This is a genomic window from Microbacterium sp. CCH5-D1 (genome assembly GCF_001557335.1).
Taxonomy (GTDB): domain Bacteria; phylum Actinomycetota; class Actinomycetes; order Actinomycetales; family Microbacteriaceae; genus Microbacterium; species Microbacterium oxydans.
In genome coordinates, this window is the sequence record NZ_LSJW01000259.1 from 1 (window position 1) to 16,173 (window position 16,173).

At 66.3% G+C, this 16,173-nt stretch carries 19 protein-coding genes; 11 read left to right on the forward strand and 8 right to left on the reverse strand.

The genetic code is table 11. The annotated features are described in order from the left end of the window. The 3 genes from AX744_RS15870 to AX744_RS15880 all read left to right on the forward strand — a co-directional run. On the forward strand, nt 1-587 hold a 587-nt coding region (locus AX744_RS15870; RefSeq protein ID WP_061017941.1), incomplete at its 5' end, for a TetR/AcrR family transcriptional regulator. A 53-nt stretch (nt 588-640) separates the two neighbouring features. Beyond that, nucleotides 641-1,273 carry a DUF4166 domain-containing protein gene (locus tag AX744_RS15875; protein WP_061017942.1) on the forward strand — a complete coding sequence of 211 codons (633 nt, stop codon included), beginning with the start codon at nt 641-643 and terminating at the stop codon, nt 1,271-1,273. After that, entirely contained in the window at nt 1,270-2,256 is a 987-nt protein-coding gene (locus AX744_RS15880) for an epimerase (protein WP_061017944.1), read from the forward strand. Before AX744_RS15875 ends, AX744_RS15880 begins: the two co-directional genes overlap by 4 nt. Here AX744_RS15880 and AX744_RS15885 read toward each other — a convergent pair. The 3 genes from AX744_RS15885 to AX744_RS15895 are packed head-to-tail and all read right to left on the reverse strand — an operon-like array spanning nt 2,253 to nt 3,883. Beyond that, nucleotides 2,253-2,633: a PLDc N-terminal domain-containing protein gene (locus AX744_RS15885; protein WP_061017946.1), complete on the reverse strand. Its 381-nt coding sequence runs from the start codon at nt 2,631-2,633 to the stop codon at nt 2,253-2,255. The two genes, AX744_RS15880 and AX744_RS15885, sit on opposite strands and share 4 nt — an antisense overlap. 39 nt (nt 2,634-2,672) lie before the next feature. Continuing rightward, nucleotides 2,673-3,602, reverse strand: coding sequence for an aldo/keto reductase (locus AX744_RS15890; protein ID WP_058631230.1), 930 nt, complete (start codon nt 3,600-3,602; stop codon nt 2,673-2,675). A 50-nt stretch (nt 3,603-3,652) separates the two neighbouring features. Next, a complete protein-coding gene (locus AX744_RS15895; RefSeq protein WP_220151143.1) occupies nt 3,653-3,883 on the reverse strand; it encodes a helix-turn-helix domain-containing protein in 231 nt (76 codons plus the stop codon). 94 nt (nt 3,884-3,977) lie between these two features. Between AX744_RS15895 and AX744_RS15900 the strand changes: the two genes are divergently transcribed. The 4 genes from AX744_RS15900 to AX744_RS15915 all read left to right on the forward strand — a co-directional run bounded on the left by AX744_RS15900 (nt 3,978) and on the right by AX744_RS15915 (nt 7,144). Further along, nucleotides 3,978-4,352, forward strand: coding sequence for a helix-turn-helix domain-containing protein (locus AX744_RS15900; RefSeq protein ID WP_231728835.1), 375 nt, complete (start codon nt 3,978-3,980; stop codon nt 4,350-4,352). 44 nt (nt 4,353-4,396) lie between these two features. Beyond that, a complete protein-coding gene (locus AX744_RS15905; protein ID WP_046749758.1) occupies nt 4,397-4,789 on the forward strand; it encodes an ImmA/IrrE family metallo-endopeptidase in 393 nt (130 codons plus the stop codon). 8 nt (nt 4,790-4,797) lie between these two features. Then, nucleotides 4,798-5,400 (forward strand): GNAT family N-acetyltransferase, encoded by a 603-nt coding sequence (locus AX744_RS15910; RefSeq protein WP_061017949.1) that lies wholly within the window; start codon nt 4,798-4,800, stop codon nt 5,398-5,400. 169 nt (nt 5,401-5,569) lie between these two features. Then, nucleotides 5,570-7,144, forward strand: coding sequence for an amino acid permease (locus tag AX744_RS15915; protein ID WP_061017951.1), 1,575 nt, complete (start codon nt 5,570-5,572; stop codon nt 7,142-7,144). A gap of 19 nt (nt 7,145-7,163) precedes the next feature. Here the strand turns inward: AX744_RS15915 and AX744_RS15920 are convergent, their stop codons facing one another. Beyond that, complete coding sequence (locus AX744_RS15920) at nt 7,164-7,367, reverse strand: hypothetical protein (RefSeq protein ID WP_028503256.1); 204 nt, start codon at nt 7,365-7,367, stop codon at nt 7,164-7,166. A gap of 90 nt (nt 7,368-7,457) precedes the next feature. Between AX744_RS15920 and AX744_RS15925 the strand changes: the two genes are divergently transcribed. Then, nucleotides 7,458-8,069, forward strand: a complete 612-nt coding sequence (locus tag AX744_RS15925; RefSeq protein ID WP_061017953.1) for a flavodoxin family protein — start codon at nt 7,458-7,460, stop codon at nt 8,067-8,069. Between the two features lie 6 nt (nt 8,070-8,075). On the opposite strand, the gene AX744_RS15930 is transcribed toward AX744_RS15925, so the two are convergent. Continuing rightward, nucleotides 8,076-8,576: a GNAT family N-acetyltransferase gene (locus AX744_RS15930; protein WP_061017955.1), complete on the reverse strand. Its 501-nt coding sequence runs from the start codon at nt 8,574-8,576 to the stop codon at nt 8,076-8,078. A gap of 91 nt (nt 8,577-8,667) precedes the next feature. Between AX744_RS15930 and AX744_RS15935 the strand changes: the two genes are divergently transcribed. Continuing rightward, entirely contained in the window at nt 8,668-9,678 is a 1,011-nt protein-coding gene (locus tag AX744_RS15935) for a hypothetical protein (protein WP_061017957.1), read from the forward strand. Nucleotides 9,679-9,711: 33 nt separating this feature from the next. Here the strand turns inward: AX744_RS15935 and AX744_RS15940 are convergent, their stop codons facing one another. Continuing rightward, complete coding sequence (locus AX744_RS15940) at nt 9,712-10,071, reverse strand: hypothetical protein (RefSeq protein WP_061017958.1); 360 nt, start codon at nt 10,069-10,071, stop codon at nt 9,712-9,714. Continuing rightward, complete coding sequence (locus tag AX744_RS15945; protein WP_061017961.1) at nt 10,068-10,883, reverse strand: serine hydrolase domain-containing protein; 816 nt, start codon at nt 10,881-10,883, stop codon at nt 10,068-10,070. Before AX744_RS15945 ends, AX744_RS15940 begins: the two co-directional genes overlap by 4 nt. Between AX744_RS15945 and AX744_RS20795 the strand changes: the two genes are divergently transcribed. Both AX744_RS20795 and AX744_RS15955 read left to right on the forward strand, forming a co-directional pair. Next, nucleotides 10,867-11,289 carry a hypothetical protein gene (locus AX744_RS20795; protein ID WP_061017962.1) on the forward strand — a complete coding sequence of 141 codons (423 nt, stop codon included), beginning with the start codon at nt 10,867-10,869 and terminating at the stop codon, nt 11,287-11,289. The two genes, AX744_RS15945 and AX744_RS20795, sit on opposite strands and share 17 nt — an antisense overlap. A gap of 27 nt (nt 11,290-11,316) precedes the next feature. Continuing rightward, the gene (locus AX744_RS15955) at nt 11,317-11,802 is read left to right on the forward strand and encodes a hypothetical protein (RefSeq protein WP_061017964.1); all 486 of its coding nucleotides are present in this window, start codon (nt 11,317-11,319) and stop codon (nt 11,800-11,802) included. A gap of 502 nt (nt 11,803-12,304) precedes the next feature. On the opposite strand, the gene AX744_RS15960 is transcribed toward AX744_RS15955, so the two are convergent. Next, a complete protein-coding gene (locus AX744_RS15960; RefSeq protein WP_061017965.1) occupies nt 12,305-15,853 on the reverse strand; it encodes an SIR2 family protein in 3,549 nt (1,182 codons plus the stop codon). Nucleotides 15,854-16,173: the final 320 nt, after the last annotated feature.

The window sequence follows — 16,173 nt, forward strand, 5'->3', positions numbered from 1 at the left end:
CCCCACGGCAGCGCGGGGCCTACGCGAAGGGGATCGCCCGTCGGCAGGAGATCCTCGACCGCGCCATCGAGGTGTTCGCCGAACGTGGCGCCGACCGCACGAGCCTGCGAGCCATCGCGCGCGAGGTCGGGGTCACGCACGCGGCTCTCACCCACTACTTCGGCTCCCTGGAGGAGCTCCTCGTCGCGGTCTACGAGGAGAGCACCGTACCGTCGCGCCAACCGAGCTCTCCCCCGCCCGACGCGACGCCGGTGGAGATGATGATCGAGTCCGCGCGGCTCAACCGTGCGATACCCGGTCTCGTGCAGCTGTACTCGACGCTCGTCGCCACGGCGCTCGAGGAGGGCCATCCGGCGGCGCGCACGTTCGCCACCGGTCGCTTCACGCGCCTCCGCGCCCGACTCGCCGACGTCGTCCGACGCCAGCAGGAGGAGGGGAGGATCCGCGACGACCTCGACGCTGATGCGGTCGCAGCCCTGGTGGTGGCGGCGTCCGACGGCCTGCAGACGCAGTGGCTGCTCGACGAGACCGCTCCTCAGCACGAGGCGCTCGCCCTGCTCGATCGACTGCTGCGACCAGGAGCCTGACGACGGGTGGACCGCAGTGCGGGGCGACGCGAAGCCGAGGCTAGGCTCGAACCGTGACGCCCGTGCCGCAGTCCCCGTACGCCAGAGCACTCGGCGAGCGCATGGCCGACCTTCACCCCCGACTGCGCCTGTACTTCGCACCGATCCCGGACGGAGCGACCGGCATCGGCGAGGGGGTGTTCGAGCGAGTGGGCACTCCGCGTCGATGGCTGTGGCCCTTCCTCCGGGTCCTCGAACGACGCGGCGTGGTCGCCGCGGGGTGGGAGCGAGAGGTGCCGTTCCGGGTCGAGAACCGCACCATCGCGTCCAGAGCGCTCAGTGAGCGGACCTTCTTCTTCGGCCGTGGCACGTGGACCATGCGAGACGCCGTCGCACTCACCCGCCATGGCCGCGTCGTCGACGAGCTCGGCGAACCGGGCCTCCTCGCCGCCTGCTTCGACGTCGAGGTACGTCAGGGCGCACTGCATCTGAGGAGCCGAGCCGTCGGACTTCGCTTCGGTCGCCTCCGGGTGCGGATCCCCCGGCCCGTGGCACCTGTCATCCGCCTCACCGAGCGCTTCGACGACAACCTCGATCGGCAGCGCATGGCCCTGACCGTCGATGCGCCGTTCCTCGGCCGCCTGTACGAGTATCGGGGAGAGTTCGCCTATCGCATCCAGCATCACGAGAAGGAGCAGACCGCATGAGCACAGGACGGGTCGTCATCGGCGGTTCCACCGGGTTCATGGGGCGCTTCCTCGTGCCCCGGTTCCGCGCGGAGGGGCGCGAGGTCGTCACGATCTCGCGTTCAGGCGCCGACATCCGCTGGGGCGATCAGGTGGAGATCGATCGCGCCGTCGACGGTGCCGCCCTCGTGATCGGATTGGCCGGCAAGAGCGTCAACTGCCGTTACACCCCAGAGAACCGGGCGGAGATCTTCCGCTCCCGCCTCGACACCACCGCGTCGCTGAGCACCGCGATCACCCGGTCCTCCGCACCTCCCGCGCTCTGGATCAACTCCTCGACGGCGACGATCTATCGCCACGCGGAGGATCGTCCGATGACCGAATCGACGGGCGAGGTCGGCAGTGGGTTCTCGGTCGAGGTCGCGAAGGCGTGGGAGAAGGCGCTGTTCGCCGACGAGCTCCCCGCCACCCGCCGCGTCGCCCTGCGCAGCACGATCGTGCTCGGCCACGGCGGCGTGCTCGGCCCGGTGAGAGACCTGGCGCGGTTCGGGCTCGGCGGGTCCCAGTACGACGGACGATGGCCGGTCAGCGCGGCTCGGCGCGCTGCGGGCACGGGACATCTCCCCGGCGCGCGTCGTGGCCGCCAGCGTTTCAGTTGGGTGCACATCGAGGATGTCGCGCGCATCATCGACTTCCTCGAGCGGAATCCGGCGCTCGAGGGCCCCGTCAACGCTGCCTCTCCGCATCCGGTGGACAACGTCGAGTTCATGGCGACGGTGCGGCGGGCCCTCGGAGCGCGGATCGGGGTTCCGATGCCCCGATGGATGCTGGAGCTCGGAGCCATCGGCATGCGCACCGAGACCGAGCTGATCCTGAAGAGCCGGTGGGTGCTGCCGGAGAAGCTCACAGAGGCCGGTTTCGAATTCCGATATCCGTTCCTGGAGGACGCGATCCGCGAGTCCTTCGACCTCCCGCCGGCAGATCAGGGGCTGCCGGCCGCCTAAGAGGTGCCGGCTGGCGCGTCGCCGTCGGCCCCGCGCTTCTTCTCGATCTCCTGGCGCAACCGCCACTCCTCGATCTCACGGTCGAGATCGGCGATCTGCTCCTCGGTGGTTCTGGTGTCCCTCGGTGGCGCCGGACGCACGTCGGTCGACGCCGCGGGCCGCTCAGCTCGTCGCATCCGCGGCATCTGTATGCCGGACTCCCCGTACTCGCGGCCGAGACCGAACCAGAGCAGGCCACCGATCAGCGGCAGCAGGATCACGATGATGATCCACGCCAGTTTCGGCAGGAACTTCACCAGCGAGCTGTCCCGCGTGATGATGTCGATCAGCGCGCCGATCATCAGGGCGATGACGAGGAGCGAGAACAGGAACGACATGAGTTCAGGGTAGACGACGCCGCGACGGACCGCAGGGGTCTACGGAAGCAGGTGTCCGCCGGCACGGAACAGTTCGTACCACTCGGGTCGGGTGAGCGCGACATCGGCACCGGCTGCCGCATCACGCACCCGCTCGGGCGTCGTGGTTCCGAGGACCACCTGCATGCCGGCGGGGTGGCGGGTGATCCAGGCGGTCGCGATGGCGATCGGGGTGACGTCGTGCACCGCCGCGAGGCGATCGATCACGGCGTTCAGCTCCGCGTAGGCGGGGTTGCCGAGGAACACCCCGTGCGAGAAGCCGTCCTGAAACGGCGACCATGCCTGGATCGTGATCCCGTTGATACGGCAGTACTCCACGATGCCGCCGCCATCGCGCACCAGGCTCTGGTCATGGCCGGCCATGTTGGCAGCGACCGGCTGCGCGATGATCGGTGCGTGCGTGATCGACAGCTGGAGCTGATTCGCCACCAGCGGCTGCCGGACTGCGGTGCGGAGCAGATCGATCTGACGCGGGGTGTGGTTCGAGACGCCGAACGCCCTGACCTTTCCCGCGCTCTCCAGGTCATCGAACGCGCGGGCGACCTCCTCGGGCTCGACGAGCGCATCGGGGCGGTGGAGCAGGAGCACATCGAGGCGGTCGGTCCGCAGAGCAGCGAGCGAACCCTCGACCTGGGCCACGATGTGCTCGTAGGAGAAGTCGAACATCCCCTGCGAGGGCACGATTCCGCATTTCGTCTGCAGCACGATCTCGTCGCGCTCGGAAGAGGTCAGCTGCAGCGCCTCGGCGAACCGCGACTCGCAGTGGTGCATGCTGCCGCCGTAGATGTCCGCATGGTCGAAGAAGTCGATGCCCGCAGCCCTGGTCGTGTCGTAGAGGTGGCGGATGTGCGCGTCATCCTTGTCGTCGATGCGCATCATGCCGGCGATCACGGCGGGGGCGGTGGACGATCCGAACGACACTGTCTTCATGCCCCCACGCTATCGCCAGGCACGGACACGGCGGTCCGGCACAGCAACCGTCACGAGTCGTCGCCTGCCGCTCCCGGAAGAAGCGCGGTGACCGGGATGCCGAGCACATCGGCGATACGCACGAGGTCGACGACGGTGAAGTCCTCCCTGCCGTCGAGAAGCTCCCCCAGGGCGTCAGGGCCGATACCCGAACGCTCCGACAGCTCGGAAAAGGACACCCCGGCGTGAAACCGTGCTCCATCGACTTCCGATGCCAGCAAATGACGCAATTCCGTCCCCATACGCCTACACTAGCGCCACGAACGGACACGCATGGGGGTCGAATGGGCCAGAATGGCGGCATTCTGGCGTCGTCACGCTGCTATGGTGAGCCGGGTGAAGACACCTGCAGAGGAGTTCAACGAGGCCGTCGGTCGCCAGATGCGCGCGGAGATCGCCGCCTCGCGGAGCAGCATCGCCGCGATGGCGCGCAGCATCGGCATCGCCCGAAGCGCACTCGACAACTACGTGACGGGCAAGCGAGCGATCCCGGTACCCGTCGTCTACGCGGTCTGCGCCGACCTCGGCGTCGAGCCCCATGTCCTGCTCGCCCGCGCGGAAGAGCGCCTCAGAGTCGACGGCGAGACCACAGCGCGCATCACGCCGATCCGGCGCACCCCCGATGTCGCCGGCCCCCGCGAAGATAGCCGTGAGGTCGCCTTCGAATCCGGCGTCCGGCACGACGCCGACACCGACGACCTCTACGAGTAGGCCGATATCGGCTTCCGCCCGCGAGACGGCACGAGGAGGAGAGAATGCACCAGCTCCTCCACCTCGCCGACGCCCAGCGAGTGCGCGTGGTCGAGCGGCCCGGCCGCACCCGCGGGGGCTACGACCCCACCACGCGAACGATCCGTCTCGCTCCGGGGATGAGCGCCCGCACGACCCGCAGTGTGCTCGCCCATGAGCTGGGGCACGCCTGCCTCGGCCATTTCCCCGCGACGACATCGGCCACACGAACGCAGCAGGAGCGTCAGGCCGACGAATGGGCGGCGTCCCGCCTGATCACGCCGCGGGCGTATGCCGAGGCGGAAGAGGTGCGCGGGCCGCACCTGGCGAGTCTCGCCTTCGAGCTGGACGTCACCATCGAGTTGGTCGAGGCCTACCAGCGCCTGCTGCGTCAGAGGCCCCTCGTCACTGCTGGTTGAATATCGGCATGGCCTTCCTCGTCGCCCCCTCCCCCGTCACCCTCTCCGGCGAGCTCGTGGAACTCCGACCTCTCGATCGATCGCACATCGACGGACTGATCGAGGCCGTGCAGGAGGGGGACCTCTGGAAGACGGCGTGGTACACCTCGGTCCCCGCACCCGACGGCGTGGCTGCGGAGGTCGAGCGACGGATCGGCCTCATCGAGAAGGGCGAGATGATCCCCTTCACGGCCTTCGACACCAACGGTCGCATCCTCGGGCTCACGTCGTACTACGACATCGTGGCCGACGTACCCCGACTGCACATCGGCTTCACCTGGAATCGACCGTCCGCGCACGGCTCGGGCACGAACGCCGAGTCCAAGCTGCTGCTGCTGCGTCACGCATTCGAGTCCCTCGGAGTCTTCCGCGTCGGCCTCACCACGCAGTGGGTCAACTTCCAGTCGCGGGCGGCGATCGAGCGCCTCGGCGCGAAGCAGGACGGGGTCATGCGGGCGATGAGCCGCTACCGCAACGGCGCGCTGCGCGACAGCGTGGAGTACTCGATCATCGAACCGGAGTGGCCGGCTGTCAGGGCGAACCTCGAGGCGAGACTCGCCAGCCGACGCTGACGTCGATATCGGGACGCCGGATCCCATACCGGTACTTTGCGCGAGAATCCTCGCCAGATGCGTGTCCTCGAACGCGATCGCCGCCATGATTCATGGAGCCTGTGCAGGAATTCGCACAGGAGGTCGGGCGCAGATCGCGTCCGCGTCGCTTCGCCCGGAGAGGTATCGCATGGCCGACCCCACATCCCGCGTCCCCCTCGATCCCGAAGACGCACGCGAGAACGAGCGTGAGCTCACGGGTGATCGCACCCTCGCGGTCGCAGACTTCTCCAACGAGGAGGCGGGGTATCACAAGACCCTCAAGCCCCGCCAGATCCAGATGATCGCGATCGGCGGCGCGATCGGCACGGGGCTGTTCATGGGTGCGGGCGCACGTCTCGCATCCAGCGGCCCTGCACTCATCCTCGTCTACGCCCTCTGCGGTTTCTTCGCGTTCCTCATTCTCCGCGCGCTCGGCGAACTCGTGCTGCACCGCCCTTCCTCGGGCTCCTTCGTCTCGTACGCACGAGAGTTCTACGGTGAGAAGCTGGCGTTCGCGAGCGGCTGGCTCTACTTCCTGAACTGGGCGATGACCTCGATCGTCGACGTCACGGCCGCCGCGCTCTACGTCAAGTTCTGGGCGCAGTACTGGGAGCCGCTGCAGGCCGTCCCCCAATGGCTCATCGCCCTCGTCGCTCTGGTCGTCGTGCTGTCGCTCAACCTGGTCAGCGTGAAGCTGTTCGGCGAGATGGAGTTCTGGTTCGCGATGATCAAGGTGACCGCTCTGGTCGTCTTCCTCGTGGTCGGGACCTTCTTCATCATCTTCAACGGCACCACGGATCTCGGAGTCACCGGGATCGCCGTCATCGCCGACAACGGCGGTGTGTTCCCGATGGGCTACTTCGCCCCGATACTCGCCATCTCGGGTGTCGTGTTCGCGTACGCGTCGATCGAACTCGTCGGCACCGCCGCCGGTGAGACCTCAGAGCCCGCGAAGGTCATGCCCAAGGCCATCAACACCGTCGTGGTACGGATCGCCGTCTTCTACGTCGGCTCGATCCTGCTGCTCTCGCTACTGCTGCCGTTCGACACGTACAAGGCCGGGGAGTCGCCCTTCGTCACCTTCTTCTCCCACATCGGCTCGCCGCACACCGGAGCGGTCGCCGGGTCGGTCATGAACTTCGTCGTCCTCACCGCAGCGCTCTCCAGCCTCAATGCGGGCCTCTACTCCACTGGTCGCATTCTGCGATCCATGTCCGTCAACGGCTCGGCGCCTCGCTTCACGGCGAGGATGAGCGCGAACGGCGTCCCGTTCGGCGGCATCCTCCTCACCGCCTCGATCACGCTGATCGGGGTCGGCATCAATGCCCTCTGGCCCTCGCAGGCCTTCGAGATCGTGCTGGAGGTCTCGGCCATCGGCATCATCGGCGGCTGGGCGACGATCATCCTGTGTCAGCTGAAGATGCACACGCTCGCGAAGAGAGGACTGGTGGAACGCCCATCGTTCCGGATGTTCGGAACCCCCTACACGGGCTACCTGACCCTGGCGTTCCTGCTGTTCGTGCTGGTGTCCATGGGCTTCTCCGAGACCGGACGTTGGGTGCTGGCTTCGCTCGTGCTGCTCGTCCCGGCACTCGTCATCGGATGGTTCGCCGCGCGCGGCAAGATCGCCGAGGCTGCCCGGGCCCGGGAAGGCTTCACCGGCGTCCTGCCGGTCGTCGCCGGGCGCCAGGCAGCGGAGGCGTTGCGGCGCAAGAAGCCCTGAGGCGACGACGCCGCGCGGGTTACTCGGTGGCGTTGCCCGACCAGTTGTTCGAGCGACGAGTGGCCGAACCGCCCTGCCGGAAGATGAAGGCGAGCGCCAGCGTCACCAGCAGAAGACCGCCGCAGAAGGCGAGCGCCTGGAATGCCGGCAGCCCGAAGGAGATGCCCATCAGCAGGATGCCTCCGATGAAGAGGATCATGAAGAAGAGGAAGCTGAGGATCACGGGATCTCCTGTCGTCGGTGCCGTCTACCAGGATAGCCCGGACTGGGAAACCCCCTGTGCACGTTCTTCGAGGTCTGGTGTGCTCGGAGCATGAACACTCCCCTCACCGCCGTCGCCATCTCCTGCACGCTCAAGCCGTCTCCCGCGTCGTCCAGCTCCGACCTCCTCGCGACGCAGCTCCTCGACGCCCTGGCAGCGCACGATGTCACCGGCGACCTCGTGCGCGCCGTCGACTTCTCGCTGAGCCCTGGGGTCGAGAAGGACATGGGTGACGGTGATGAGTGGCCGCGGATCCGTCAGCAGGTACTCGACGCCGACATCCTGGTCTTCGTCACGCCGACGTGGATGGGTCAGCACTCGAGCGTCGCGCAGCGCGTGCTCGAACGCCTCGACGCTGAGCTCGGCGAGACCGACGAGGACGGCCGTCCCATCGTGTTCGACAAGGTGGCCATCGCCGGTGTCGTCGGCAACGAGGACGGCGCCCACCACATCGCGGCGATCCTCTTCCAGTCGCTGAACGACGTCGGATACACGGTTCCCGCACAGAGCTCGGTCTACTGGAACGGCGAGGCGATGCAGACCACCGACTACAAGGACCTCGAGGAGACTCCCGAGAAGGTCGCGTCCGCGATCAGCACTGCCACCAGGAACGCCGCTCACCTGGCGCGGTTGCTCAAGGCGCAGAAGTACCCCGCGGAATGACGTCGATCAGGCCGTGAGGTCGAGGGCCCATTCGTTCACGGTCATCTCGGCACCACGGAACTGGTCCGTGACCGTGCCGTGCAGCGTGAAGCCGTTACGTCGGCAGACTCCGTTTGAGGCGGAGTTCTCGATCGCGGGACAGGCCATCAGGAGCCGCCGCGGCTCGGGGTGCGCACGGGCGTCGTCTATCAGGAGGGCGAGGGCTTTCGATGCGACCCCGCGCCCCTGCGCTTCGGGTCGGACGAACCATCCGGTCTCCCATGCCGGCTCATCCCTCCACACGACCGGCCAGTAGCCGATCGACCCGAGCGACATCCTCTCCTCGTCCTCGACGACGAACATCCGCGCTTCCCCGGAGGCGACCAGGCGCAGGTAACGGGCGTGGCGCTCCGTGATCTGGTCGTCGGTCTCAGGCCCGTTGAGGTGCGCGGTCATCTCCGGGGTGTTGGCGGCATGCAGCAGCTCGAGGTCGTTCTCGGACCAGGTCCGGAGTCTGAGGGTTTCCATGCACGGATCTTGCCACGGGCCGCCGACATCGACAGGGCGAAGATCAGTTCGCTCCCGTGCGGTGTACTCGCGAGAGGTGTAGGTTGCGGAGATGGAGCCGATCCGAGTGGGGCTCGTGGCGGACCCGGCTTCGCCCACCGTCGTCGCGCGTCGGATGACCGATCTCACACCGCCGGTCGCCGCGCAGGCCGACGGCTGGATCGTCGAACTCCTCAGCGAGCCGTTCACCCTCGGATCCGAAGACGTCGACGTCGCCCTCGAACGACTCCGCGCGCACGCCGAGCAGAACCGGTGGGACCTCGTCGTCGGCGTCACCGAGCTCCCGCTTCGCGACGACGACGGTCGCTATCTGCTCGCGGCGATCGATCCTCGACGCCAGGCCGCGGTGCTGTCCCTGCCCGCGCTGGGCGGGTACCGGGTGCAGAGCAGGGCCCGCCACGCAGTGCGCGGGCTCGTCAGCGGGATGGCTGCTCCCGCCTCGCCCGAGGAGCAGCGTCTGCCGCTTCCCCGCCTCAGCGCCCGGGGTCGCGTGCTGCGGGGCATGGTGCTGGCGAACCGTCCGTGGCTTCTCGCGGCCGGCCTCAAGTCCGCGCTGGTCGCAGCCCTGGCCACCGGGGCCGTGGCGACGATCGAGCCGACGGTGTGGTCTCTCGCCATCTCGCTGTCCGGCTGGCGCCTGGCGGCCGCGACCGTTGCCTCCATCGCGATCCTCATCGCCTGGATCGTGATCGACGGCAGGCTCTGGGACCGCCCGGACGACGACTCGACACAGGCGCGCGAGAGATCCCGCCTCTACAACACCTCGACGATCCTGACGCTGACCATCGGCATCATCATCTGCTACCTGGCGTTGTACGTGGTGAATCTGGCCTGGGCGCTCTTCGTGCTCGATACGACCGTGATGAGCGAAGCGCTCGGGCGGACGGTCGACGTCGAGGATCTCTTCGTGCTCACGTGGTTCGTCGCATCGGCGGCGACGCTCGGCGGGGCTCTGGGCACGGGTTTGGAATCCGACGACGCGATCCGCGCCGCCACCTACTCGAAGCGTGAGGAGGATCGACGCGCCCGCCTGGCGGACGAGAGGAGCCGCGGGATCGAGTGATGCCACGGCTCCTCTCCCCGTCGATCGTCCGGGTCATCCGAAGGTGGAGATCGCCCCGAGTCCGAACACGACCGCAGACACCAGCCCGCCGAGCGCCAGGCGGATCACACGCCAGGCGAGTCGGCGGCGCGTCCGGATCCACGGGAGAGCGTCGACGCGCAGCACGAGCCCCACCACGCCACCGGCGGCGAGCGCGACGGCCGCGAACCACAGCGCGATCGGCACGCCGGCCCAGCCCGTGGCGAAGTGCAGCACGGTGAACACGGCGAGGAGTCCGACGGATTCGGCGATGGCGGCCGTCCGGTCCGCGATCCGGAACCGCTTGATCCCCCACGCTCTGACGGCGTAGAGCGCGGAGAACGCCACGAGTGCGATGGCGAGGAACAGGTTCATTCGGTGATGCCCTTCTCGATGAGGTTCACAGCGACCCCCGGAAGCTGCGCCGCGGTGTTGGAGAGCACGGTCGTGCCCCGGCCGCCCTCACGATCGAGGACGAGGAACGACGCGAAGCCTCCCGTCTGCCCGTTGTGCGGAGTCAACGTCGGGCCGTCCTCCTGATCGATGATCGTCCAGGCATACCCCCCGTCGATCCCATCCTCGCCGGGGTGGCGGTCCATGGCCGCTGCGCCGGGAACGGAACCGTCTAGAAGCGCACGAAGGTACTTCGTCATGTCGCCGAGCGTCGAGCGGATGCCGCCAGCGGGCGCGAACGCGGCGATCGACCAGGGCGCCTGAGGCACGCCGGTCGCAGAGTATCCGGTCGTCGGGTCCTGCAAGTCGGCCCCGTCGAGCGAGATCCTGCTCTGCGTCATCTGCAACGGGTCGAAGATCCGCTCCTGCAGGAGCGCCGGGTACTCGACACCCGCCCGTTCTGCGAGGGCCTGTCCGAGCAACGACATGCCCAGGTTCGAGTAACGGAAGGTCCCGGCGTCGGAAAGCTGCTGCCGGCCCGCCTGTTCGAGCAGATCGTTCACGCTGCCCCGGTACGGGTTGCTGTTGGTGATCGTGTCGAGCAGCACGCGCGGGTTGGATGCCGCGTCGAGACTGGGAAGTCCTGAGGTGTGGTTCGACAGGCTCACCAGGGTCGCAGATCCCGCCGGAGTGCCGTCCAGGACAGGGAAAACCTTCGCCAGGGTCTCGGTCGGAGAGACTTCCCCGCGGTCGATCGCGATCGCGAACAGGTGGCCGGTGAAGGTCTTCGTCACCGAACCGATCTCGTACGGCGGTTTCGTCTCCCAGCCGACCGCTCTCGCAGAGCTCAAGCGTTGCTTCAACTGCAGCTTCCCGCTCGGCGGCGCGGCTGCGACGTTCCCTGCCGTGGGCCATGTGTGGAACCTGGTAGGCCCCGGCGGCGTCGCCGCACCGGTGAAGGTCACCACTGCCAACGCGACAACCGGTCAGTGGACCTTCACCGCGCAGCCCGGACACTTCGATGCTGCCGGATCGACGATCAGCTTCGCCATCAACCAGGGCCGCGACAACGAATTCGTTCTCGCCGTCAGCGCCGACATCGTCGGAAGCTCCGTGCCGGAGTGGATGCAGCGTCCCGTCGCCGAGACCACATGGCGCGGCTTCACATACAACATCTGGAACAATTCCCCTCAGTCCTGAGGACTCGACGAGTAAGGAGCTGACCTCATGCCCGCCATCGTCTGGATCTGCGTCATCGCCGCCTCGTGGCTCGGGGGAACGTGCGCTCAGCTCAGCAGTGTGCTGAACATGCCATCGCCTACCGTCGGCGCTGCCTTGTACTGGCTTGCGGTTCTGCAGATGGGCAGCATCCCGGTGACGTTGCTCGCCACGCTTCCGCTGCTCTTCATGAGCGGAGCGTTCGAGAGGCGGGACACTCCGGTGCGAACGCGGAGCATCGCGCTCACGCTGGTCGCGCTCGGCACTCTCGCTGTCTCGCTGCTCGGGTACGTTTTGTTGAACGGAGCCTCCGCCGGCCCCCTGGATGAAGGAGATCCTTTCAACGGCATAGCTCGTGACGCCGCCACCCTCACAGCGTTCCACCTCCTGCCACTGCTGGTGCTACTTGCCGTGCACGCAGCAACGTCTGCGGTGAACCCGAGCCGCCGGTTTGTTGCACGGCCGGAAGCGACAGCGGAGAGCAGACGCGGATAACGAGACAGTGCGGATCGGCTCACGACCTGTACTGCCCTGGTGTGTCCTCCTCCTCGATGTGCGAGGAGGAGGACACACCAGCCGCCCATTCACTAGAGACGCCGCGTAGAAGCTGTACGTCGTCGAAGATCGTGGCGCACAAGTGCGGTAGCTGGCGCAAGAGAACACGGGTTCCCGCGCGTTGCCCGCGCTAGCAATTGCTTCATACAAGTTGGCGCTGCCTCCGCGCACCTGCTACAGGAACGAGATGTCCACGGTCCGGATCAATTGACAAGCTCAGAAATGGCTGAGTCAGTTCCAGACCGACTGGTTCCGCCCGTGAACTAAAAATGTCACTGACAGATGGCAGGCGAACTCTCGCGAGGACGACTCAAGAAGGTTCGCGGTCAGCTACCACTCCTGCCCTATCCTCAACTTCGCGGAGTTCGCATCGGGAGGGCGTGACAGCAATGCAAGGACTGGGTGAAGGCTCGGAGTCGAGCCTTCATGGTGTAGGTCGCGCTCAGCCTTCGCGACGGAGGTAGCCCTTCTCACGGGCTGCCACCAATAGCGGCTCGAGGTCTGCTTGGGAGAGCGTCTCGGCCAAACTCTCCCTGAGGTCGTTGAGTTGGTACGCGAGCATCATGTTATTCGGTTCGCTGTTCGTCACCCGCTCTGCCAAGAATCCAACCAGCTCGGTTCGGTGAGCGTTGAGTGCCTCGGCGGGAATGTCGATTTGTACGTTGTCCGGGTCCAGCCCCGGTGCGCGACCGTGGAACAGGGAAATCCCGTCTGAGATCCGCGCTCCGAGCAGGGGGACAGCGTCAGCCCACGCAGCCAGCTCCGCATCTTCGGGTTCGCGAGGCACACCGTTGAGGCGATCTTCCAGATGATCTCGCAACCAGGTGTCCCAGGCGGTCTCTCCATCTTCGGCACCCGAAGCCAGGTCCCTGCCGACCTCCTCGGCGAAGCGAGGCGCGTGAGCGCCGTCTTCCGCGGTGACACTTTTGAAACACAACTGCCTGCGCTCAGCCGCTGAGATTCCTGAGTACGAGGCGATGGACGCGGCCAGGGAGAGAAAACGCCGGCCCAGCGCGTCGTCGTCGAGATCGGACAACCGATCCCACATACTCAGCAGCGCTGCGAACATCCCGTTCTTCAGCATCCGGTCGTTGATGCGAGCCCCGTAGAGATATGCCTTCCAGACTCCCACCATCGCGGTCGAGTCGACGAAGAGCGGGATGACGTGCTCTGTGGTGAACAATTCGTCGGCGGCGAAGAGGAAGAAGAGCTGGCTGGCTAGGGCAGGTGCAGTCGCTGGAGCGACATTCGGGAGCGCGAGCAGTGTGCCGAGCGCGGTACCTTCGTCGTCGTTCAGCCCGACCCAGTCGTCGCTTTCGCTGCGCCAGCGCCGGTCGATCTCGGTCACCCAGTACGTCGTGAGCTCGCCTGGCCAGGAGTTCAACGCGAGCATCGGCCCGTCGTATCCGGTGGGGAGCGCATTCTCGTCGTCCTGGTCTCTCGCGAGCAGGTCTTGCGCGAGGTCTCGCAGGCGGGCCGCGGACGCCGATGCGCCATCGTCGACGATTTGGCGGATTTGGCCGAGCAGGAACTGCGCCACGGGCCGTGGAGAGCCAGCGAGTATCGCGTCTTGGGAGAGCGCGTCGATAATGCTCAACCTCGTCGCCTCATCTATGACTGCTTCGGCCCAGCCGGAGATAAGGGCGCTCCGAATCTGTCCGTGCCTCTCATCATCAAGCGTGCTCAGTACTTGCAGGACTTGGAGACCCGATGCTGCGTCTTCGCGAGCCGCGCGGCGGAACAGATCGAGGGCATCGTCCCAGGTGGGCTCATCGAAGTTACGCTCAGAGTAGTCGCGAGCAACGACGGAGCCCAGCGCGGCCTCTGCCCCGTCTGCAGTGACGGCGCCGATGAATGCGTCGGGTTCCATGGGAAGCACGCCGCCCCACCTGCCGATGCTTCTCGTGAAATCCTGGTCAGGTTCCTCTCGCTCCGCGAAGTCGAACCGGGCTCGAATCGCGGCAACCTCGGCAGCCGCCTCAGCCCAGTCAGGCGCCGCACGAAGGAGCCAGACAAGGACGTTGAACTTGCTGTAAGCGATGTGCCGCTCGGCGTCTTCAATGCCGGAGGGGAACTGCGGTCCGCGACGTATCTCCTCGAGGGTGGCCGCCCGCTGCTCATCGCTTGCCGCAGCAACAGTGTCGGCGAGGATACGGAAGACTTCGTGCTTCATGCCGCTGAGAAAGATGGTCCGTCGGGCCATCAGCCAGGCGATCTTGTCGTCGGCGGAACGACTCGCGTCCTCGGCAATGAGATGAAGAGCCAGTCGGCGGAACAGGACGCGCTCGAACTGCCACCATCGGTCTGGCAGACCGGGCATGTCGTGGATCAGACGTTCGCCGACGATACGGAGACCGTCAATCGTCGCGTCAATGTGATTCCTCGAATGCCGCGGCTGTTCCTCAATCCTGCTTCGGCTGAAGCGGAAGCTGGCGTGTTCTGTCGCTCCGTTGTACGCCGCGATGAGGTCGTAGGCACTGTGGAGTGCCTCTTCGAAGAAGCTGAGGGATCGAGGGTCGTCAGCGGCCGCTGATTCGGCGTGTTCGGTCACGATCTTGTGCAGATCTCGCGGGCTCACGGCCCACTGAAGGTCGGCGCTCGGCGGATCGTTCTTGTCGTCGTCGAGGAGCCAACCTCGCTCCAGGGAAAGATAGGGGCGTAGCACGGACCGGACGACAGCACGCGCGTTGGACATTCCCCCGCGACCGAAGCGAAGTGCAGCGCCCGGATTCCCGGGAGCGGTGCGGCCCTCGATAGAAGTCATCAGGAGCACGCGCCACCGTGAGCCTCGGTCGGGGTCGATGCGGAAGAGCGCTTCGGTCGCAAAGGCGACGGAGAAGAGAAGGTTGTCTGAGAATCGCCGCCCCAGGCGCTGCACCGTGTGGAGGGCGAGGTCGCTCGTCTCGGGGTTCTCAATGAACGTTGCGTACCACTGGGCGAGGACGGTGGTCGGGTCGGAGGGCGGTGCACCGTTGAAGAGACCTTCGAAGACGTCGGTGCCTTCTAGCCAACGCAGCCAGCGATGCTCGGTCGCGCTCGCGGCGAACCGGCGCGCTCCTTCCTCGGTCTCGATCTGCGAGATGAGGTAGTCGCGCTCGGGCAGCGGGAGGGTCGTGGACTCGCCGTCGATGATCTCTTTGATACGAGCATCGTGCTCGAGTGCTCCCATCTTGGCGCGATTGGCCCATGTGGTCAGCGCATGCTCAAGATTGCCGTGGTCGTGTTCTCCGCGGAGCGTATACGGGATGGGCGTGATCTCAAGGTGCTCCCACTTCGGATCATCCCCGTCGTTGGTGAACGCATATCGGCGGGTGTTGGAGGGGAGCCCAAGAGCGAGGTACCGCATGATGGTGTCCTCGTGGCTGTAGCCGACGAAGACTACCGTGCGCTTGTCGAACATCGGCAACAGGAACCGCGTGGCCCACGCCTCAGTGAGGTAGGCGCGTCCGAAGTCACGATCCGTGACAATCAGCTCCTCCGGCGGACGACGCACAGACCCATGCAAATACACGAGGCCGGCATAGTTCGAGCCGATGGGCAGCGCGGGGCTGTGCCAGACGTCTCCGGGACCAACACCAGCCGCATTCGCGGCGTTTTCGAGGTGCAGGTCGAAGTTGGTGGTGACGACCTGGAACCTTCCACTTGTCGCCGCCAGCTGGGCGATGGCGGTGTGGGTCGGGCTGAACTCCGGCGGACCGCTCAAAATCTTGTCGCGCACGTGGCGTCGGGTGTCGAACCCTTCGGGGAGTGAGCCGAGGAAGAAGTCGAGCCCGCCGTCCTTGGAAAACGGTTCTCCCGCTTGCTCCGCCATGGCCACGGCGAGGCCCTCGAACGAGGGTTGACGCGATGGCGGGCCCATGGATGCTCCGGCGCCGACGAAGAATACCAAGTCGCCGTCGGCGTGAGCGTCGACAACCGCCTGCGGGATCTCAACGTCCCCCGTAATCCACACCCAGAGCCCCCTCGATGCGCTGGCCTGCTCATCACCCACCGCGAGGCTTCATGGCGCAGGCCACTAATGCGCCAACTTGATGACAGGGGGCGTCACCAGTTGGCCAGAGTTGGCCATGCCGGGCACCGAAATCCCAACGTTCTGGGATTTCTCGGATCACGCAGACTGGGCGTTCTTAGTTGGCCAATTGTTTCCCTGTGCATACGGGACTGTTTCCCTGTGCATACGGGACAGGAAATGTTGGCGTCGACACCATCTCGGACGCGGACAGCACTCTCTGATGGAAGCTAGTTGCCGCCCAAACCGGCTCATCGCGAATGAGAGTGTAGGAGCGGTCTGAATCCGCCGGCTTCGAGGAG